The 18,825-nt window shown below is 76.0% G+C and carries 22 protein-coding genes; 9 read left to right on the forward strand and 13 right to left on the reverse strand.

The genetic code is table 11. The features are described from left to right. Positions 1-146: 146 nt before the first annotated feature. From ACIF6L_RS19365 to ACIF6L_RS19380, 4 genes are all read left to right on the forward strand, one after another. Positions 147-383: a DUF2277 domain-containing protein gene (locus tag ACIF6L_RS19365; RefSeq protein ID WP_329485973.1), complete on the forward strand. Its 237-nt coding sequence runs from the start codon at positions 147-149 to the stop codon at positions 381-383. Positions 384-481: 98 nt separating this feature from the next. Beyond that, complete coding sequence (locus tag ACIF6L_RS19370; protein ID WP_329485972.1) at positions 482-718, forward strand: DUF6296 family protein; 237 nt, start codon at positions 482-484, stop codon at positions 716-718. A gap of 103 nt (positions 719-821) precedes the next feature. Further along, complete coding sequence (locus ACIF6L_RS19375) at positions 822-1,106, forward strand: DUF427 domain-containing protein (protein WP_359809900.1); 285 nt, start codon at positions 822-824, stop codon at positions 1,104-1,106. Positions 1,107-1,142: 36 nt separating this feature from the next. Beyond that, positions 1,143-2,036, forward strand: coding sequence for a hypothetical protein (locus ACIF6L_RS19380; RefSeq protein WP_396486365.1), 894 nt, complete (start codon positions 1,143-1,145; stop codon positions 2,034-2,036). A 79-nt stretch (positions 2,037-2,115) separates the two neighbouring features. Here the strand turns inward: ACIF6L_RS19380 and ACIF6L_RS19385 are convergent, their stop codons facing one another. The 5 genes from ACIF6L_RS19385 to ACIF6L_RS19405 form a co-directional block, all read right to left on the reverse strand. Then, complete coding sequence (locus ACIF6L_RS19385) at positions 2,116-2,472, reverse strand: hypothetical protein (protein ID WP_396486364.1); 357 nt, start codon at positions 2,470-2,472, stop codon at positions 2,116-2,118. A gap of 108 nt (positions 2,473-2,580) precedes the next feature. Beyond that, positions 2,581-2,742, reverse strand: coding sequence for a hypothetical protein (locus ACIF6L_RS19390; protein ID WP_329485968.1), 162 nt, complete (start codon positions 2,740-2,742; stop codon positions 2,581-2,583). Between the two features lie 285 nt (positions 2,743-3,027). After that, a complete protein-coding gene (locus ACIF6L_RS19395; protein WP_396486363.1) occupies positions 3,028-4,248 on the reverse strand; it encodes a cytochrome P450 in 1,221 nt (406 codons plus the stop codon). A gap of 297 nt (positions 4,249-4,545) precedes the next feature. Beyond that, a complete protein-coding gene (locus ACIF6L_RS19400; RefSeq protein ID WP_352291960.1) occupies positions 4,546-4,785 on the reverse strand; it encodes a ferredoxin in 240 nt (79 codons plus the stop codon). A gap of 181 nt (positions 4,786-4,966) precedes the next feature. Continuing rightward, positions 4,967-6,535 carry an ATP-dependent DNA ligase gene (locus ACIF6L_RS19405; RefSeq protein WP_396486362.1) on the reverse strand — a complete coding sequence of 523 codons (1,569 nt, stop codon included), beginning with the start codon at positions 6,533-6,535 and terminating at the stop codon, positions 4,967-4,969. Between the two features lie 335 nt (positions 6,536-6,870). On the opposite strand from ACIF6L_RS19405, the gene ACIF6L_RS19410 reads away from it, so the two are divergent. From ACIF6L_RS19410 to ACIF6L_RS19420, 3 genes are all read left to right on the forward strand, one after another. Then, positions 6,871-7,038 carry a hypothetical protein gene (locus ACIF6L_RS19410; protein WP_396486361.1) on the forward strand — a complete coding sequence of 56 codons (168 nt, stop codon included), beginning with the start codon at positions 6,871-6,873 and terminating at the stop codon, positions 7,036-7,038. A 286-nt stretch (positions 7,039-7,324) separates the two neighbouring features. Then, complete coding sequence (locus ACIF6L_RS19415; protein WP_396486360.1) at positions 7,325-8,317, forward strand: CAP domain-containing protein; 993 nt, start codon at positions 7,325-7,327, stop codon at positions 8,315-8,317. A 122-nt stretch (positions 8,318-8,439) separates the two neighbouring features. Then, positions 8,440-10,041 carry a sigma-70 family RNA polymerase sigma factor gene (locus tag ACIF6L_RS19420; RefSeq protein WP_329485962.1) on the forward strand — a complete coding sequence of 534 codons (1,602 nt, stop codon included), beginning with the start codon at positions 8,440-8,442 and terminating at the stop codon, positions 10,039-10,041. Positions 10,042-10,090: 49 nt separating this feature from the next. Here the strand turns inward: ACIF6L_RS19420 and ACIF6L_RS19425 are convergent, their stop codons facing one another. From ACIF6L_RS19425 to ACIF6L_RS19435, 3 genes are read right to left on the reverse strand one after another with little or no spacing between them, the layout of a single operon-like run. Next, positions 10,091-10,342 carry a hypothetical protein gene (locus tag ACIF6L_RS19425; RefSeq protein WP_359804460.1) on the reverse strand — a complete coding sequence of 84 codons (252 nt, stop codon included), beginning with the start codon at positions 10,340-10,342 and terminating at the stop codon, positions 10,091-10,093. A 50-nt stretch (positions 10,343-10,392) separates the two neighbouring features. Next, positions 10,393-10,551, reverse strand: coding sequence for a hypothetical protein (locus tag ACIF6L_RS19430; protein ID WP_396486359.1), 159 nt, complete (start codon positions 10,549-10,551; stop codon positions 10,393-10,395). Positions 10,552-10,563: 12 nt separating this feature from the next. Then, entirely contained in the window at positions 10,564-10,956 is a 393-nt protein-coding gene (locus tag ACIF6L_RS19435) for a tetratricopeptide repeat protein (RefSeq protein ID WP_396492546.1), read from the reverse strand. A gap of 56 nt (positions 10,957-11,012) precedes the next feature. On the opposite strand from ACIF6L_RS19435, the gene ACIF6L_RS19440 reads away from it, so the two are divergent. Next, a complete protein-coding gene (locus ACIF6L_RS19440; RefSeq protein WP_396486357.1) occupies positions 11,013-12,113 on the forward strand; it encodes a chemotaxis protein in 1,101 nt (366 codons plus the stop codon). A gap of 478 nt (positions 12,114-12,591) precedes the next feature. Here ACIF6L_RS19440 and ACIF6L_RS19445 read toward each other — a convergent pair whose 3' ends face one another. From ACIF6L_RS19445 to ACIF6L_RS19460, 4 genes are all read right to left on the reverse strand, one after another. Beyond that, entirely contained in the window at positions 12,592-13,530 is a 939-nt protein-coding gene (locus ACIF6L_RS19445; RefSeq protein WP_396486356.1) for a hypothetical protein, read from the reverse strand. Continuing rightward, a complete protein-coding gene (locus ACIF6L_RS19450; protein ID WP_396486355.1) occupies positions 13,517-14,038 on the reverse strand; it encodes a SigE family RNA polymerase sigma factor in 522 nt (173 codons plus the stop codon). Before ACIF6L_RS19450 ends, ACIF6L_RS19445 begins: the two co-directional genes overlap by 14 nt. 464 nt (positions 14,039-14,502) lie before the next feature. After that, a complete protein-coding gene (locus tag ACIF6L_RS19455) occupies positions 14,503-16,023 on the reverse strand; it encodes a M1 family metallopeptidase (RefSeq protein ID WP_396486734.1) in 1,521 nt (506 codons plus the stop codon). A 486-nt stretch (positions 16,024-16,509) separates the two neighbouring features. Further along, on the reverse strand, positions 16,510-17,040 hold the full coding sequence (locus tag ACIF6L_RS19460) for a GNAT family N-acetyltransferase (protein WP_396486354.1): 531 nt from the start codon (positions 17,038-17,040) through the stop codon (positions 16,510-16,512). 210 nt (positions 17,041-17,250) lie between these two features. Here ACIF6L_RS19460 and ACIF6L_RS19465 point away from each other — a divergent pair, with 210 nt between their 5' ends. Next, complete coding sequence (locus ACIF6L_RS19465; protein WP_396486353.1) at positions 17,251-18,198, forward strand: polysaccharide deacetylase family protein; 948 nt, start codon at positions 17,251-17,253, stop codon at positions 18,196-18,198. A gap of 52 nt (positions 18,199-18,250) precedes the next feature. On the opposite strand, the gene ACIF6L_RS19470 is transcribed toward ACIF6L_RS19465, so the two are convergent. Continuing rightward, the gene (locus ACIF6L_RS19470; RefSeq protein ID WP_396486352.1) at positions 18,251-18,688 is read right to left on the reverse strand and encodes a YchJ family protein; all 438 of its coding nucleotides are present in this window, start codon (positions 18,686-18,688) and stop codon (positions 18,251-18,253) included. Positions 18,689-18,825 lie beyond the last annotated feature (137 nt).

Consider the following 18,825-nt stretch of genomic DNA (forward strand, 5'->3'; position numbering starts at 1 on the left):
CGGGGTGGGGGAGCGGCGCGGGGATGACGGGCAATTCGTCTGGGCGAAATCCTAATCCGATCGGATGACCCCACCAGGTGCCGCCCATGGCCGACCGGTGACACATGGGGGTCGCCAGCGGCGCCCCCGCGCGCGAGACTGGGGTCATGTGCCGCAGTATCAAGACGTTGAGACCGCCCGTGACGCCGGACGCCTCCGATGAGGACTTCCACGCGGCCGCCCTCCAGTACGTGCGGAAGGTGTCGGGGTTCCGCGCCCCGGCGGCGCACAACCAGGAGGCCTTCGACCGCGCCGTGGAAGCCGTCGCCGAGGCCACCGCCCGATTGCTCGACGAGTTGGAGGTCCGCGGCGCTCCCGCCCGGACCACGGGGGCCGCCGCCTGATCCGACGGCGGGAAGCCGCCGGCCAGCCCGGCGCAGACCTGTAGGGGCAGCATGGGCACCAGGGACAGCTGGGACCAGGTGGACCGAGGAGATCGGCGATGAACCCCGCGAACCGTTACGTACTGACTTTCCCGGGCACGCCCGGCACCCAGGCCCCGCAGGACGTCGTCGTGGTCTCCCGCACCAGTACGACCGGTCCCGGCGGCCACCCCGTCTACGAGGACGCCACCGGCATCGTCCGGGCCGAGATCAGCGACTCGGGCGAGGTCCGGATGCTCGCCAGCGGGGGGCACCAGTCCCCGCACTTCCCGGTGCACGCCGAACCACTGCCGTAGCGGGCAGCCCTCCGCCGCCGGCGCGCCCCACCGGACCGCGCCGGCGGCGGGCCGGGTCACGCCCGGCCGGTTGTCCCCTCGCGGCCTCGGGCAGAATCGGCTCATGACTACAGCGAGTTGGCAGGGCACGGTCGTCGCCGAGAGCGACGACACCACCGTGGTCGAGGGCAACCACTACTTCCCGGCCGAATCCGTGCGCGCGGAGTACCTGCGCCCGTCCGACACCACCACCGTCTGCGGCTGGAAGGGCACCGCCGAGTACTACACGCTGGACATCGGCGGCCAGCTCAACCCCGACGCGGCCTGGTACTACCGCGACCCGCTGCCGGACGCCGAGCACGTCCGCGGCAGGGTGGCCTTCTGGCGCGGGGTGGAGATCACCGAATAGCGCGTACCTCCGCGGTTCACCGGGTAACCGCAGAGCATGGCAATCTTCAGGAGACCGGGACGCTCCCGGCAGCCGGAGCCCGCCCCCGAACAGGTCGCCGAGGAACTGGCGGACCTCGTCGAACAACTGGAACGGCCCGCCCCCGGTGTCGAGGGCGGGCCCGCCGGGCAGCTCGCCGAGTACCGCGCGGAGCGCGACAAGCGCCGGGCCACGGCCCTGCTCGGGTCCGTCTCCCGGCGGCTCGGCAGCGGCGGCCTGGCCGCCGCGAAGGGTGCCGCCTACGGCGGCCGGGCCCTCGCCGACCAGCTGATGCAGGCCGCGCCGCGCATCCCGGTCCGGAGCCTGACCACTCTGCGCGCCCAGCACCCGGACGCGGCCGACCCCGAGCGGCTGGCCGACCTGCTGGTCAGCGGCGCCAGCCGCGCCTCCGGCGCGCTCGGCGCGGGCGTCGGGGCCGCGGCGATGCTGCCCGTGCCGCCGGCGATGGCGCTGGAGATCGCCGCCGAGACGCTCGCCGTGGCGGCCGTCGAGATCAAGCTGATCGCCGAACTGCACGAGGTGTACGGCCTCGCGGCCCAGGGCACGGCCACCCAGCGGGCCTCCGCCTACGTGGCGGCCTGGGCCAACCGCCGGGGCATCGACGCGACGCTGCTGGTGAAGCCGGCCGGGTTCGCCGCGATGGCGCTCGGCTCCGAGGTCCGTCAGCAGGTCCGCAAACGGCTCACCCGCAGTACGCTGCGCCGCCTGCCCTCGCTGATCCCCCTGCTGGTGGGGGCAGGCATCGGCGCCACCGTCAACCGGCGTGACACCCGCAAGCTCGCCAAGGAGGTCCGGGAGGACCTCAGGCACCGGCGGAGCACGGCGGACCGCGCGTACTGGGCCGCCGCGGCCCCGCCGCTGAAGGGCGAGCGGGGCGAGCCGCGGCCCTGAGCGACTCGCCTCGGGGAACGCCCCACGGGGGTGGCCCCGCTCCCGGGCACCCGGGAGCGGGGCCACCCCCGTGTGCGCCTCAGACGCCGGGCGCCTGCGGGGCGGAGGCCCCGCGCCCGGTCTTCACGGTGTTGACCATGGCCTGGTGGATCGCCCGCGCCGTGATCTCGTCCGTCGCCGGCACGGGGCTGCCGGCCACGGTGTACCAGTCCAGCGCCCCGGTGTACTGCACGGTCAGTCGGGCCTCGCCGTCCACCCACGTGGTGTGCACGGTGAGGTCGCCGGAGATCGGGCCGACCTCGGCGGTGGTGACTCCGCCCGGTCCGCTGATGATCGACTGAGTGGTCCAGGTGGCCCAGGACGCCCGCGGGTCCCCGGGCCTCCCGGTCGGCCGTTCGCCCTGCGCCGCCGATGCGCTCTGCTGCTGCTCGCTCATGCGCCCATCCTTCCCCGCCGGGCCGCCGCCGAGCGGGCAGCGACACCCGCGGTCGCGGAGGCCGCCCGTCCGGCGGGCGGCCTCGTGGAGATCCTTCGTCCTGGAAGGTCAGCTGTACGCCTCGGGCTCCTCCGGAGGTGCGCCCTCCGCCTGCGAGGTGTCCTGCGCGTGCTGGTTCTGCATCGAGGTGATGCCCTCCTCGGGGTCGGCCGCGCGGATGTCCTCCTCCCGATCGACGCTCACCTCGGACCGTGCGCTCATATCGGTCATCGCGGGCTCCGTCTCCTCGGCCGGCCGGGGTCGCCCGAGAGCACCACAGCCTGCCGTGGTGCGGGCCGGCCGCCGGGCCGGGCTCCTGCTTCGCCCCTCCAGCCTGCCTCGGTGCCCGCGCCGCGGCCAACCGAGCCCGGTAGCCCGTGCGCCGGGGCCGACCGGGCTCCGCGGTCGCGGCCGAGCGGATCGGCCGGACCGGACGGGTGCCCGCGTCACCCCTTCTGCCCGGCCGCGCCCGCGTCATGCCCGTTCCGGGGCGTGGATCCGCTCCGGTGGCGGGGCTCACCAGGCGATCGGCAGCGCCTTCAGGCCGTAGATGAACGCGTCCGAACGGAAGGTGAGCTCGCTCTCCGGCACGGCGAGCCGCAGCCCGGGCAGCCGGTGGAAGAGCGTGGCGAGGGCGATCTGGAGCTCCGCCCGGGCCAGCGGCTGGCCCAGGCACTGGTGCACGCCGAAGCCGAACGCGAGGTGGCGCCGGGCGTCCCGGTCCACGTCCAGCTCGTCGGCGGGGAGGTGGCCGGGGGCGCCGAAGAGCTCCTCGTCCCGGTTGGCGGTGGAGAGCATCGCGACCACCCCGTCGCCGGCCCGGATCCGGACGCCGCCCAGCTCGACGTCCTCCAGCGCCAGTCGGGGCAGCCCCATGTGGATGATGGTGAGGTGGCGCAGCAGCTCCTCGACCGCGCCGGGGACGGCCGCCGGGTCGGTCAGCCGCGCGGCCTGCCCGGGGTGGCGCAGCAGCAGGAGGGTGGAGAGCCCGATCATGTTGGCGGTGGTCTCGTGGCCGGCGACCAGCAGCAGCATGCCGGTGGCGGCGATCTCGCGGAGGCTGAGGTCGTCGCGGGCGGCGAGCCGGCTGAGGATGTCGTCGCCGGGGCGGCGCCGCTTCTGCGCGGCGAGGCCGCCGAGGTAGTCGAGCAGCTCGGTCTGGGCCCGGCGCACCTCGGCCTCCTCCACCGTGGTGCTGACCAGGACGCGGCTGAGCTCCTGGAACATCTGCCGGTCCTCGTACGGGACGCCCAGCAGCAGGCAGATCACCAGGGAGGGCACCGGCAGCGCGAAGTCGCCGACCAGGTCGGCGGGGGCACCGGAAGCGGTCATGCTGTCGAGGGCCTCGTCGACGATCTGCTGGACCTCGGGGCGCATCGCCTCGACCCGCTTGACCAGGAAGTCCCCGGTGACCATGCGGCGCAGCCGGGAGTGCTCGGGGTCGTCGAGGCGCAGGAAGTTGGGGTTGGCGGCGAGGATCGCCCGCCGGCCGGGGGTGAAGGACGGGAACTCCGGACGGCGGACGTCCGCGCTGAAACGGCGGTCGGAGAGCAGCGAGCGGACCTCGTGGTAGCCGGTCACCAGCCAGCAGGAGGAGCCGTCCAGCAGCGCGGCGCGGGTGACGGTGCCCGCGCGGGCGGCCTCGGTGTAGACGGGGGGCGGGCTGAACGGGCAGACGCCGTCGTGCGGGGCGGGCAGCAGCGGAGCGGGGGCGGGGGCGGTGGGCGTGCTCGTCAAGGTGGGGTCTCCTCGCGTGGCGGAGCGATGGGCGGCAGGGGCGGGCGGCAGCGGACGGGCGGCGGGCCCCGGGGGTGGACACGCGGGCCCGTCCGGCGGCCGGGAACCGGATGCCGGGTGACGTGGGGAAGACCGCCGTGGGCGGCGGCCGGTGGGGGCGCCGGACCGGTCGGGCCCGGCGGGTGGTCAAGGAGGACGACGGACGCTCAAGGAGGGCGGACGCTCAAGGAGGACGGACGCTCAAGGACGACGGCGGGCGGCCCGGGGCGGGCGGGAGCACCGGCCCGGCGGCGGGCCCTAACCGGCCGCGGGGCCCGTCTGCTCCCGGTCTCTCTCCGGAGCCTCCTCGGCGACGGTGATCGCGCCGCCCGGGCAGAGCTCGGAGGCCAGCCGCACATCGGCGAACCGCGCCGGCGGCAGAACGGTCAGACGGAGCCTCACCAGGCCGTCGTGGTCGTCCTGTTCGAAGACCTCCGGCGCCGTGACGACGCACTGGCCGGAGCTGCAGCAGCGGTCCTGGTCGATGCTCACCTGCATGTACGGACACCTCTCAGTGGTGTGGCACCGGATCGCCCGGGCCGGCCGCCCCCCGCCGTCCACGCCAACGTAGCCGTCGCTCTGTCGCACACGAAGGGTGCGTCGCCATACTCGTGCAGAATGGCCGATTCCACGCTCAACCCGAACAAAGCTCTGGCAAAGGCGGTTTGACCGACCGTCATCACCTCTCCGAGGCGGGTCCGGCCTCGCTGAGCCCCTCCGCCGCGGCGATCTCCCGGACGGTGGCCACGGTGTCCGCCTCGTCCGCGCTCTTGTCGGGCCGGTAGCGCAGCACCCGGGCGAACCGCAGGGCCAGCCCGGCGGGATAGCGGGGGCTGCGCTGGACGCCGTCGAAGGCGATCTCCACGACGAGTTCCGGCCGTACCCGCACGGTGTACGAGTCCCGTTCGACCTCCCGGGCGAGGAGTTCGGTGGTCTGGCGGGCGAGCGTCTCGTCGGTCAGGCCCTTGAAGGTCTTGCCGAGCATCACCCAGGGCCCGAGGCCGGGCTCGCCGGCGGCCCGGGCGCCGAGGTGCAGGTTGCTGAGGAAGCCGCGCCGCCGGCCGCTGCCCCACTCGGCGGCGAGCACCACGAGGTCCAGGGTGTGCCGGGGCTTGACCTTGATCCACCCGGCTCCGCGCCGGCCGGCCGCGTAGCCGGCCGCGGGGTCCTTGGCCAGTACGCCCTCGTGGCCCAGCGCCAGGGTGTCCCGGAAGAAGGCCAGGGCGGCCTCGCGGTCCGTCGTCCCGGTGCGCGCCACCCGCAGGGCGGCCGGCACCGACTCGTCGAGGGCCGCCCAGCGGTCCAGCCCCGGCCGGTCCACGAAGTCCACGCCGTCGCGGTGCAGCAGGTCGAAGAAGTAGGCGTTGAGCGGCACTTCGGCGCGCAGCCGGTCCGGGTCCTGCCGGGAGGCGGTCCGCGCGGCGGTCTCCTGGAACGGCCGGGGGCGGCCGTCGGGGCCGAGCGCGATCGCCTCGCCGTCCAGCACCGCCGAGCGCACCGGCAGGGCGAGGGCCGCCTCGACCACCTCGGGCACCCGGGCGGTGATGTCGTCCAGGCTCCGGGTGAACACCGCGACGTCCCGGCCGTCCCGGTGCACCTGGATCCGGATGCCGTCCAGCTTCCACTCCAGCGTGGCCGGGCCGATCCGGTCGAGCGCGGCGGCGACGTCCGGTGCCGAGGCGGCCAGCATCGGCCGGACCGGGCGGCCGACCTCCAGCCGGAACGCCTCCAGGGCGGGCACGCCGCCGGTCAGCGCGGCCTCGGCCACCGCGCGGGCCGAACCCCGGAACATCAGCGCCCGCCGCACCGCCGCCGCCGGGACGCCGGCGGCCTGGGCGACGGCGTCGGCCACCACCGCGTCCAGCGCGCCCTGGCGCAGCTCGCCCACCAGCACCGCCCGCAGGAACGCCTGCTCGACCTCGGTGGCCCGCCCGAACAGCTCGGCCAGCAGCCGCTGCCGCTCGGCCCTGGCGCCCGGGCCGTGCACCGCGGCGATGGTCTCCAGGGCCTGCTCGGTCTCCCGGACGCCCCAGGACGGCTCGGCGACGGCGGGCGGCAGGTCGCGCAGGGCCGCCGGTCCGATGCCGGTGCGCAACCGGTGGGCCTCTCCGGAGAGCAGGGCCACCGCCGCCGGGGCCTCGGCCGGGCCGAGCTCGCGCAGGCAGTCCGCCAGCAGCGTGGTCTTGGCCCGGCGGCCGGGCTCGCCCGCCACGGCGCGGGAGGTCAGGGCCAGGTGCCGGAGCAGCATGGGGCTCCTCGATGGGGGCTCGGCGCCAGTCGGACCCGAGAACCGGCCGGACCCGAGTGCCGGCCGGACCCGAGTGCCGGCCGGACCGAGAGCGGGTCGGACGCGGTATCGGGGCCGACCGGGACGCGGGAGGCGCGGATCGGACCGGCGAACGGATCGGGCGGGGAGGCTCCAGCATCCGCGACGCGGCCCGTTCCGGATCGCAGGACACGCCCCGGGCGCGGCCGGAGGGATTGCGCCACCGCGTAATGCGCCGGCCGGGGCTCTTGGCCGTACCGTCCAGTGGAAGGGATCCGACGGCCCGTCATGCTGCGGACGTCCGGGTCGGCGCTGCGGTGGAGGCGCCGCTCGCCCGGCTCAGGGCGATCGCCGCCGGGCGCGGCCGGCACGCCGTCCGCTGGAGCACCGCCGACGACGGCCACCGGGCCCGCGGCACGGACGGCCAGGTCCCCCCCCGGACCATGTTCGTGACCTACGCCATGGCGCCGGACGCCGCCGGCTGACAGGCTCCGGAAGCCTCGGTCTCCCCGGTCTCCTCGGTCTCCCCGGTCCGACCGGTCTCCCCGGTCCGACCGGTCTCCCCGGTCCGACCGGTCTCCCCGGTCCGACCGGTCTCCCCGGTCCGACCGGTCCCCCCGGTCCGACCGGTCCCCCCGGTCCGACCGGTCCGACCGGCCACCGGCCGGAGCATCGGAAATTCGTTCGTACTTTCTGTTATCGGCGCGCCGCCGGGGGGTCTCCCAGGTGTCGGCACCCGTACCGGCCGGCCCGAACAGGAAGTGTGCCCAGGTGAACAGCGAAGACAGGACGACGATCCTCCCCGCCGTCGGGGGCCCGGATGCCTCCGACGGCGGCCGCGCGGCACGGCGCGCGGCCGACCGCCACCGGGGGCGCGGCCGTCGGGGCCGCCGCCGTCGCAGCGTCGGCCCGGTGGTGGCGGTGGTCGCCGCGGTGGCCGGCACCGGGGTGATCGCCGCGCTGGCCGGCGCCGGGTACGGCTACTACCACGGGTCCGCCGACCGGGACGGGCAGTGGACGGTGGCCCTGGACCCGCAGATCGCGGCGGAGGCCGGGGACCACAACGGGATCCAGATCCCCGGGTCCGGTGTCATCGACCCGGCGCTGAAGCCCTCGCCCACCGACAGCACTTCCGCCGCCGACCCGGCCCACGCCGCCACCGCGACCCCGGCACCGTCCGACTCGGCCGCCGCGGGCCAGAGCCCCTCGGCCGGTGCCGCCGCGCCGACCGCGTCCGCCCCGGCCACGGCCTCGGCGACCGCCAAGCCGACCTCCACCGCGAGCGCCGGCACCGCCCCGAAGGCCTCGACGAGCGCGGCCGCGACGCCGCCCCGGACCACCGCGGCCCCCGCGAGCGGCGCCCCCGCGGGTGGTACCGCGGCCCAGTACGCCCAGCAGGTCGTGGACCTGGTCAACGCCCAGCGCGCCCAGAACGGGTGCGGACCGCTCACCGCCGACTCCCGGCTGGCCACCGCCGCCCAGGGCCACAGCGAGGACATGGCGGCCCGCAACTACTTCGACCACGCCAGCCCCGAGGGCCGGCACGCGGACTACCGGATCGAGGCGACCGGCTACCGCTGGAGCAGCTGGGGCGAGAACATCGCCCGCGGTCAGAAGGACCCGGCGGCCGTGATGGACGCCTGGATGAACAGCCCCGGCCACCGCGCCAACATCCTGAACTGCTCCTTCAAGCAGATCGGCGTCGGTGTGAAGACCGGCTCCGGCGGCCCCTGGTGGACCCAGGTCTTCGCCTCCCCGTCCTGATCTCCGGCCCCCGCTCGAACCCCCGTTTCCGAATCCGCGCGAATTGTTGTTATCTGAGCACTTCCCCGAGGTCTCCCAGGAGGCAACGGCGGACGGATGACGGCAAGACGGAGTGCGTACCCATGAACGTTGACGTGCAGAGCAGGACCGGGACGACCCTGGTGCTGGCGGCCCAGTCCGGCGACCGGCAGGCCCAGGAGGCGCTGGTCGCCGCCTGGTTGCCGCTGGTCTACAACGTCGCCGGCCGTGCGTTGAACGGCCACGCCGACGTCGACGATGTGGCCCAGGAGACCATGATCCGGGCGCTGGACGGCCTGGACGGGCTGCGCGACCCCGAGTCCTTCCGCTCCTGGCTGGTCGCGATCACCATGAACCAGGTCCGCCGGCGCTTCACCGGCCAGCAGCAGAGCACCGTCGGCGGCCTCGACGAGGCCTGGGAGCTCGCCGACCCGCGGGCCGACTTCACCGACCTCACCATCCTGCGGCTGGGGCTGTCCGGCCAGCGCCGCGAGGTCGCCGAGGCCACCCGCTGGCTGGACCCGGACGACCGGGAGCTGCTCGCGCTCTGGTGGCTGGAGGCCTGCGGCGAACTCAGCCGGGCCGAACTCGCCGAGGCGCTCGACCTGACGCCGCAGCACACGGCGGTCCGGGTCCAGCGGATGAAGAAGCAGCTGGAGGCGGGCCGGGTGGTGGTCCGCGCGCTCACCGCCTACCCGCGCTGCGCGGAGCTGGTCGAGCTGACGGCGGGCTGGGACGGCACCCCGGACTCGGTGTGGCGCAAGCGCATCGCCCGGCACATCCGGGGCTGCGCCGGCTGCGACGGGCTCGGCCGGGACCTCTTCCCCGCCGAGGGCCTGCTGGCCGGCCTGGCGCTGGTGCCGATCCCGCTGGACTCGCCCACGGGGCTGCAGCTCCAGGCCGCGGCCGCCGCGGCCGGCTCCACCCCGCCGCCGGGCTCCGCCGGCGGGCCGGGGGGCGGTGCCACGGGCTCCGGGGGAGCGTCCGGACCGGGGGGAGCGCAGGGCCGGTTCGGCCCGATCCGGCGTCGGACGGCCGTCGCGGGCGGTACGGCGGCGGTGCTGGCCGTCGCGACCCTCGCCCTGGTCTGGCCGCATCCGCGACCCGAGCACGCCGCGCCCGAACCGACCACCCCGAGCGCCGCGCCCGACACCCTGCCCGACAGCCTGCCGGTGCCCGCGATACCCGTGCAGTCCGTACCGGAACCGCCCGTCACCGAGACCCCGGCGGCCCCGCCGGCGCCGACCTCGACACCCACCGAGCCGCCGGTGGCCGTCACCGCGCCGCCGTCCCCGGTGACCGCGCGCCCGGCCACGCCGCCCAGCCCGGAGCGCCAGCTGGTCGACCTCGTCAACGCCGAGCGTGCCAAGGTCGGCTGCGCCCCGCTGCGGATCGACCCCAAGCTGCACGCGGCGGCGCAGAAGCACTCGGACGACATGGTGGCCCGGAGCTACTTCGACCACGTCAACCCCGACGGCGCCCGCGCGGACGCCCGGCTGTCGGCGGCCGGGTACCGCTGGTCCCAGTGGGGCGAGAACCTCGACCGGGGCCCGACCGCCCCCGCCACCGTGGTCTCCCGTTGGATGGACGGCGGGATCCACCAGTCGAACATGCTGGACTGCGGCTTCAAGGACGTGGGCATCGGCGTGACCACCGGGCCCGGCGGCCTCTACTGGACCCAGGACCTCGGCGCCCCGCTCGGCTGACCACCGAGCGCCGGTACCGCCGGGACGGCCGCTACCGCCCGGACTGGCGTCAGGACGGCAGGCCGATCAGGCCGTCCGCCTGACCGGTCACGTGACCGGTGGCCTCGCCGAGCACCCCGCCGGCGTCGCCGACCTGCCCCGGCAGGGCGGCGGGCGCGGCGTTCAGCGTGCCGCCCTGCTGGAGCGGGCCGGACAGGTCCCCCTGGCCGCCGATCGCGCCCGCGTGCGCGCTGGGAGCGGTGAGGGAGGCCACGACACCCACGGCGAGCGAGGCGACGGCGAGCAAGCTGCGCTTCTTCATGCCCCGCCCAACGACACTGCGCCACCCGGGTTACGGCCGGACCGCCGGCTTCACCCGTCCTCGTCACGCGGGCGGGGGCCGAGCCGGGCGAGCGCGGCGTCGATCGGTACCAGCCGGGGGTGCTCCGGGCCGAGCCGGGCGGCCAGCACCGCCCGTGCCCCGACGAACAGCCCGCGGGCCCGCGCGTCCTGTCCGGCGGCCGCCACCACCCGGCCCAGCCGTCACCGGTTCTCCGCCCACGCGGGGTGGTCGTGGCCGTGCACCCGCCGGTGCAGCTCCGCCGCCTCGGCCAGGGCCCGCCGCGCGCCGCCGTGCCGGCCGCGCGTCGCGAGCAGCATGCCGGACACGTGCAGCGCGGTGGCCGGCCGGTGCGCGCGGCAGCGCTCAGCGGAGGGTCTGGGCCCGCCGTACGACATAACTGCCCGACGATCAGAGGGTTCTGATCGCGTCTCAGCTGAGCGGCGGATCTTCCGTGGGCGGGGGCGGGCCTCCCGATGGGTCCGGTGCGCCCGGTCCCACCGTGGATACGGACACCTTTTCGGTGGCGCCGGGCATAGGAGCGGGTTTGGATGGGGAGGGGTGGAGAGGCAAATCCGGCAAAGCTGGCAAACCATAAGAGAATCTGATTCTGCCGAGCATGTCGAGGCAACCGCGACAAGAAGGGCATCCGATGCACGCAGCCGAGCTCACGCCTGCCGTCCTCGCCGAACTGCGCCGCCCCCGGCGCTACCCGGCCGTCTCCATCCTGCTGCCCACCCACCGAAGCGAGCCCGACAACGCCCAGGACCCGGTGCGCCTGCGCAATCTGATCGCGGAGGCCAAGAACCGGCTGCACGCGGACGAGGCCGTGTCCCGGGCGGACCGGCTGGACGTGGTGGAGCAGTTGGACCGGGCCCTGCGGGAGATCGACCTGGTGCACGCCGAGGACGGTCTGGCGATCTTCGTGGCGCCCGGTGAGCACCAGGTCTGGTCGCTGCCGCGGAGCGTCGCCGCCCGGGTGGTGTTCTCCGAGACCTTCCTGACCCGCAACCTCGTCTCCGCCTTCGCGGCCGGCGCGCCGTACTGGGTGCTGACGGTCGCCGCCGACCGGGTCGCGCTGTTCGGCGGTACGGCGGCGCGGCTGGCCGAGCACACGGCGGGCGCCTTCCCCCTGGACCAGGTCGGCCCGGACTGGGACGTCGAGCGCAAGGAGCGGATCGGCGACGTGCCGAGCACCTTCCGCGACGAGGAGACCAGGCGCTTCCTGCGGGACGCGGACACCGCGCTGGCCGCGGTCCTGGAGGCCGACGCGCGCCCGCTGTACGTGCTCGGCGAGGCCGCCGCGCTCGCCCTGCTGGACGAGGTCGGCACCGCCGTGAAGCGGGCCGCCGCCCAGGTGCCGCGCGGCGGCCTGGGGCACGCCTCGGCCGCCGCCGTCGCCGAGGCCGTCCGCCCCATCGTCGCGAAGCAGGAGCAGCAGGCCGTCGCCGAACTCCACGCGCGGCTCGACTCGGCCCAGAGCGTCAAGGCGCTGGCCGCCGGCATCGACGAGGTCTGGCAGAACGTGAACGAGGGCCGGGCGGCGCTGCTGGCGGTCGAGGAGGACTACTGGGAGCCGGTGCGGGTCACGGACAGCCACCTGGTGCCCACCACCGCCGACGAGCCGGACGTCCGCGACGACATGGTCGACGAGATCGTCGAGCGCGCCCTGGACACTGGCGCCAAGGTGCAGTTCGTCCCCTCCGGCGAGCTCGCCGGCCGCGACCGGATCGCCGCCGTGCTGCGCTACTGACCACCGTCCGCCCCGGGCCCGGTCGGTCACCCCGGCCGGGCCCGGGGCTGTCTGCCGCCCGCGACCCGCGGTCCCGCCGCCGTCGGAGGACGGATCTCCGGCCCGCCGCCGAGGACGTCGAGGGGGCGGCCGTCAGCGGGATCCTTCGCCCGGCGGCGGCGTTCCGGTCACCACCAGGGCCTGCCGGGCCGCCGCGGTGAGCCGCCCCGGTCGGGGGCCGGCCCGGCGGCCCGGCAGGCCCGCCGGGGCCGGTTCGCGGGGTGCCGGCGGCGCCGGGTGCACCGGGGCGGGGGCTCGGCCGCGTCCCGGGCCGCCGGGGGTCCGGGCCGCGGCGGCGCGGACGGGGCGGCCGCCGAGCCCGCGGTGGCGGGCGCGCAGCCCAGCAGGAGCAGCATCAGGCCGACGAGGGTGCGACGGGGCAGGGCCATGGTGGGACCGCCTTCGGGATGCGGGGTGGGCGGAGCGGGGCCGGGCGGGTTCAGTCGACCAGGCTGCCGTCGGCGACCCCCGAGGCGCCGCCGGTGATCCGGACGGAGTCGACGATCTTCTGGACCAGGCCCAGGGTCCGGGTGGACGCGTGGTTCAGGCAGGCGGTCAGCTCGACCACCGCCACCGCGTCGCCCAGGGCGATCGCCCGGTGCCCGGTGAGCTGGCTGGTGCCGCCGCGGAGGCTGCACTCCTTGTCGATCGTGGAGTCCTGCACGGCCATCGTGGTCCCCGTCCCCGCGATCTTCCCGAGGTAGGCCGGGTCCCTGAGCAGGGTCATGCTGACGAGTGCGCCGTCGGTCGCCAGGGCGGTGAGGGGCGTGCAGTAGCCCGGCTCGGGTGCGCACTCGGGCCCGGCCGCCAGCGGTTGGCTGGCCGTGTACCCGGTCGCGCGCAGCGGGTCGGGGGAGCGCACGACCAGGGTGGACCAGCCCGGCGGCACCCGGATGATCACACTGTTGAGTTCCGGGTACCGGACCGCCTGCCAGTCGTCCTCGGCGAGGGGCAGGGAGCTCGGGGAGACGCTCGGCGCCGGGCGCGCGCCCTCCGGTGGCAGGCTCGGCGACGGGGCCCCGTTCCCGGGTGCGTCGGCGGCCGGTCCGCCCGCCGAGGGGCGCAGGGCGGTGTGCGTCGGCGCGGGGGCGATGGCCGGGGCGGCGGCCAGCGCGGCGGCGAGCAGGCCCCCGGTCAGTCCGGCCCCGAGCCCGGCCGCCCGGCGCCGGCGGCGGTTGCGGGCGGCGAGTTCGCGGATCCGGTCCATCCGGTCGGCGGGCGCGGGCAGGTGCGGGGCGGCCCGCTGCAGCAGCACGCGCAGCTCGTCCTCCACCTCGGCGTCCGCCATCGAGAGGCCGTCGGGGGCGCCGAGCACGGGGTCGCCGAACCCGGGGTGTCCGGGCCGGCGGTCGGGGCGGTCGGGGTCAGACCAGGTCACGGCGTCCCCCCTCCAGCAGCAGCTCCCGGGTGGGCATCTTGCCGCGCAGGGCCTGCAGCGCCCGGTGCGTCTGGCTCTTGACCGTGCCCGTGGTACAGCCGAGTGCCTCGGCGGTCTCCTCGACGCTCAGGTCCTCGAAGTACCGCAGCACGACCACCGCGCGCTGCCGCGGTGGGAGCGCCCGGACGGCGGCGGCCACCACCTCGCCGACCACCAGCTCCTCGAACGGGTCCGAGGTCACGGGCTGCTCCGGCAGTTCGCCGTGCGGCAGTTCCCCGTGCCAGCGGCGCCGCCACCAGGAGACGTGCGAGTTCACCAGCACCCGCCGGACGTACGCCTCCGGCCGGTCGATCGCGATCTTCTCCCACCGGGGCCAGACCTTGGCGAGCGCCGTCTGCAGCAGGTCCTCGGCGAGGTACGGATCGCCGGTCAGCAGCCAGGCCATCCGCAGCAGGCGCGGGCTGCGGGCGGCGACGAACTCCTCGAAGTCCGGTGTCGCATCCCTCATCGTGCCGCCCCCGCCATGGTGCTCCCGTCGTTCCCGCCGTCATCGCCGGCCGTGGTGGCCGTGCCGTCGTCGTCCTACTCACGGCTGCTGAACGCGATGGGAGGTCGAACGGGTTGCCTGCCGGAAGGGCACATTTTCCAGCAGTGCGTCGCGGACCGGCGCCGCGGCCCCCGCCGGGCGTCACGGGCGGGGCCTCGGCATCGTCCGGAGCGGGCCGGCGGGGCCGGCCGGCGCGCGGACCTTGGACGGCCCGCGAGCCGGCCGGAACTCGGCCGGGCGGCGGGCGGGCCGTGTGACCACGATGCGCCCGCGGACCCCCGTCGTACAGGGCGCGCGATGGGCGCCCGAGCGCACCGGACCGGCGCGCTCCGGCGTACGGCGGGGCCGTGGCGACGGTGGCCGGCCGGGAGGCGGGGAGGGGCCCGCCGCACCGGGTGGGGCCGGCACCCCGGAGGGGAACCGGCTCAGAGCGTCCCGCTGCCGCGCGGCGCCGGGGCGGACCGGTCGGCCGCGCGGTCGGTCGGCGTGACCGGTGTGACGGTCCAGTCCGGGTGGCCCGGCATGGCCGGGGTCCGGTCGCCGTAGAGCCACTCGGTGAGGAAGGCGGTGAGGTCCTGGCCGGACACCTCCGAGGCGGTCCGGATGTAGTCCGCGGTGGTGGCCGTGCCGTCCCGGTGCCGGCGGAGGAACGTCCGCTCGATCCGGTCGAAGGCGGCCGCCCCGACCCGCTCGCGCAGGGCGAACAGCACCAGGGCCCCGCCGGTGTACCGCTGGCTGTCGAAGAGGTCGGCGGCGGTCGGCGAGGCGACCGGCCCGGAGTCACGGCGCCACTGGTCGCCCTTGGCGTACACGTCGCGCATCCGGTCGGTGAGGGTGGCGAAGCCGCCCGAGTCCGGCCAGCCGCGCTCGTAGCGGTACATCAGGCCGTAGAAGTCGGCGTGGCCCTCGTTCAGCCAGAGGTCCGCCCAGGTGCGCGGCGAGACGCTGTCGCCGAACCACGAGTGCACCAGCTCGTGCATCATGTGCGAGCCGATCAGGGGCTCGGGCTGGCGCAGGAAGTTCGGCTTGTAGAGGGTGAGGGTCTGCGTCTCCAGCCCGGTGAAGCCGAAGGCCGCCGGGTCGTCGGTGTTGGCGGGCAGCAGCCCGTACGTCTCGAACGGGAAGGCCCCGAGGTGCTGCTCGGCCCAGGCCAGCTGGCCCGGGGTGAGCGCGAGGGCGGGCTCCAGATCGGCGGCGCGCGCGGTCGGGACGACGTCCCGCAGCGGCAGCCCGCCCGGGCCGGTGCGCTCGCGCGCCGTGTAGTCGCCGACCGACACCTGCACCAGCTCGGTGGCCATCGGCTCGCGCGAGACGTACCGGCGGGTGGTCTGCCCGCCGTCGCGCCGCTCGGTCGTCGTGAGCCGGCCGTTGGCCACCCCGTACAGGGCGTCCGGCGCGGTGACGGCGACGGTGAAGCGGGCCTTGTCGCTCGGGTGGTCGTTGCACGGGAACACGGTGTGCGCGCCGTCCGGCTGACCGGCCACCGCGAAGCCGTCAGGGGTGGGGACCCAGCCGGTGTGCGGCAGCTTCGCGGCGGGGTCGGCCGAGTAGTCGACCGTCACCCGGAGCGTGGCGTCGCGGCGCACCGGACGGGCCGGGACGACGGTCAGCTTCTCCTCGTGCGCGCGGAACGCGGCCGGCCGGCCGTCGACCCGGACGGCGTGCACGTCCAGGCCGAGCGCGTCCAGCTCCAGGCTGGGCAGGGCGGTGAGCGCCCGCGCCGTCACCACGGCGGTGCCGTCGACCGTGCGGCTGTCGGGGCGGTAGCGGAGGTCGAGGTCGTAGCCCTGCACGTCGTAGCCGGCGTTCCCGAGCTGGGGGAAGACCGGGTCACCGACGCCGGCGGCCGGAGCGTCCGCCGCGGCCGCGCCGGGCGGCACCGCGGCGCCGAGCACCGCCGTCGCGAGTGCCAGGGCGATGACGAGGCTGGAGCGCGGCCTGGCCAGGGTGATCACCGCTTTCGTGTCGTGTCCCGGAGTGCGGCGGCGAGGTCCGCCGGTGCCGCAGGGCGACCTTTCGAGCACGGATCGTAGCGGATCGGTCGGACGGTCCGGGAGGCCGCGCGACACGCGGCATCCCCCGGACGGCCCACCGCGGTAGCCGAGTGGCTGCGGACTGTCATAGCGTTCGAAGTGCTCCGCCCCCTGACGGACGGGGCCACGGCCGTCGGAGTACCTGGCCAGGTCCGGCGGCCGTTCTTCATGCTCTCACCCCCGCCCGCCAGGCGACTCCTGGGCGGGGGCGGGAGCTGGGGACGGGAAACCGCCCCGCCGAGCCCCCTCGCCGCGAGCCGTCGCCCCGCGCGAGCCGCGGGGCGCGACGAATCTCCGGTGTGGATGCGCCGCCCGGGCTGGACTTCGGGGCCGCCGCGCGTGCTGCTCCCTGCAGCCCCCGCCCCGCCGGCCGGTGGGGCGCGACCGGCGTCAACCGCCTTACCCCTGCTGCTCGGTGAGGTCCTTGCCGTACCAGACCTCGGCGTACGCCCCGCTGGTGTACGCCGGGATCTCGTGGTACCCGTGCCGGGTGTAGAGCGCCCGGGCCTCAATGAGGTCGAGCCGGGTGTCGAGCACGACGCGCTCGGCGCCGAGCGCTCGGGCGCCCTCGTCCACGGCGGCGAGCAGGAGCCCGCCGCCGCCGGTGCCGCGGGCCGCGTGCCGGACGAAGACCCTGGTCAGCTCCACCGTGCGGTCGTCGAGCACCCGCAGGCCGGCGCAGGCCTGCGCGGCCCCGCCGAGGCGGCCGAGCAGGAAGAGGCCGGTCGGCTCCGCGAGGTCGTCGCTGGGGGAGTCGGCCAGGCCGGTCTCGATCTCCTCGGGCGTGCCGTCCCGGCCCAGGTGCAGCCGGTAGTACCGGTTGGCGACGTCGATGTAGTACGCGCGCAGCAGTTCCTGCGCCTCCTCGGAGTTCACATCGGCCCGTTCGATGGCCCAGCGGTCGTTCGTGCGGGGGGTGGTGGTGGTCATGCGCCGGATTATCGGCGTCGGACGGTGCCCGGCGCGAACGGTTATCCGGGCTGGACGGCCCGGTGACCTGCGCGGACCGGTGTTGCGCCGGGTGGGTGACGGTGGGATTGGCCGGTGGGCGTGGCGGGGGAGCAGTGCTCCATGGACACACCATCAGATCATCGTATTAATGGAGGGTTGAGGGGGAGTCGCCGAGCCGGAACCGGCCTCGTGGCGGTGGTCTGCCTGGCGGCGGTGATCGCCGGCTGCGCCGCGCCGACCGGACACCAGGCGCCGTCCTCGCGGGCCGGTCTGAGCGCCGCCGCCCCCGCCCCGGCCGACCCGGCCGCCACCTCCACCGCCGAGCGGGGCGGACCCCGGCCGCCGGCCGTGCCGCTGGCGCTGCCCGGCCTGGCCCGGGCGGAGGAGGAGACCAGCAGCGAGGCGGTGGCGCGCCGGGAGACGGCCGTCCGCGAGGCGCTGGAGACCGCGCGGCGCTGGGGGGTGGACCGGCTGCCGCTGCGGGCGCCGCGGCCACCGGTGTCCAAGCCGGAGCTGAAGCCGGTGCAGGGGGTGCGGCTCCAGGACGGGCGGCCGCCGGTGGTGTACCGCGTCCCGACCGACGAGAAGATCGTCTTCCTGACCGTCGACGACGGCGCGGAGAAGGACCCGGAGTTCTCCCGGATGGCGGCGGAGCTCGGAATCCCGCTCAGCACCTTCGTCGCCGACTACCTCGCGCGCGCCGACTACGGCTACTTCCGCGACCTCGCCGCCCAGGGCGACGCGGTGAACAACCACACCATCAACCACCGCAACCTCAAGGTGCTCGGCTACGACGTGCAGCGGGACGAGATCTGCCGCCAGCAGGACCAGCTGGAGGGGCAGATCGGCACCCGGCCCCGGCTGTTCCGGCCCCCGTACGGCGAGTACAACGACGACACCCTGCGGGCCGCCGCCTCCTGCGGCATCGAGGCGGTGCCGCTCTGGAACGAGGAGGCCTTCCCCGACCACATGGAGTACCGCTACGACGACCAGCGGCTGCACGCGGGGGACATCATCCTCACCCACTTCCGGGGCACCGACCTGTGGCCGGGCACCATGCCCGACCTGCTCCGCAAGGTCGTGAACGACGTCACCGCGCAGGGCTTCGCCCTCGCCCGGCTGGACGACTACCTGTAGCCGCCGCCGGGGAGCCGACGGCGGCCCCGGCCCGGCCCGGCCCGGGGGCCGGTCAGTCCACCGAGAGGGCGTCCAGGTACACCCAGGCGCCGTCGTACCGGACGAAGCGGCTGTGCTCGGTCAGGATCCCCTGGTCGCGGCCCTCGGTGTAGTGGGCGCGGAAGGCGACGGTGCCCTCGGCGTGGAAGCGGCCGCCGTCGGTGGTGGAGAGCACCTCCAGCCCGGTCCAGCGCAGCGTGGGATCGACGTCGATCGCGTCCGGCCGGGTGTCGGGGTGCCAGGAGCGGAGCAGGTACGCCTCGTCGTGGGCGGCGAAGGCGCTGAAGCGCGAGCGCATCAGCGCCTCGGCGGTCGGCGCGGCGGCCAGGCCCCGGTGGTAGCGGCCGCAGCAGTCGCCGTACGCGGCGGACAGGCCGCAGGGGCAGGGCGAGGAGGGCAGCAGGCGGGGTGCGGGGGTGGCGGCGCGGGGCGCGGAGCGGCGTCGGGACATGGCGTCCATTCTCACCCCTCGTGGGGCCGCCGCCGTCCCGCCCCTGCACCCGGGCGCCGGGCCGGGTGAAGGGGCGGGTGCCGGGCCGGGTGTCTGGACGGGGCCGGGCCGCCCCGATCCGCCGGAAGCCGGGCGAA

The sequence above is a fragment of the Kitasatospora sp. NPDC086009 genome (assembly GCF_044540385.1).
GTDB lineage: Bacteria > Actinomycetota > Actinomycetes > Streptomycetales > Streptomycetaceae > Kitasatospora.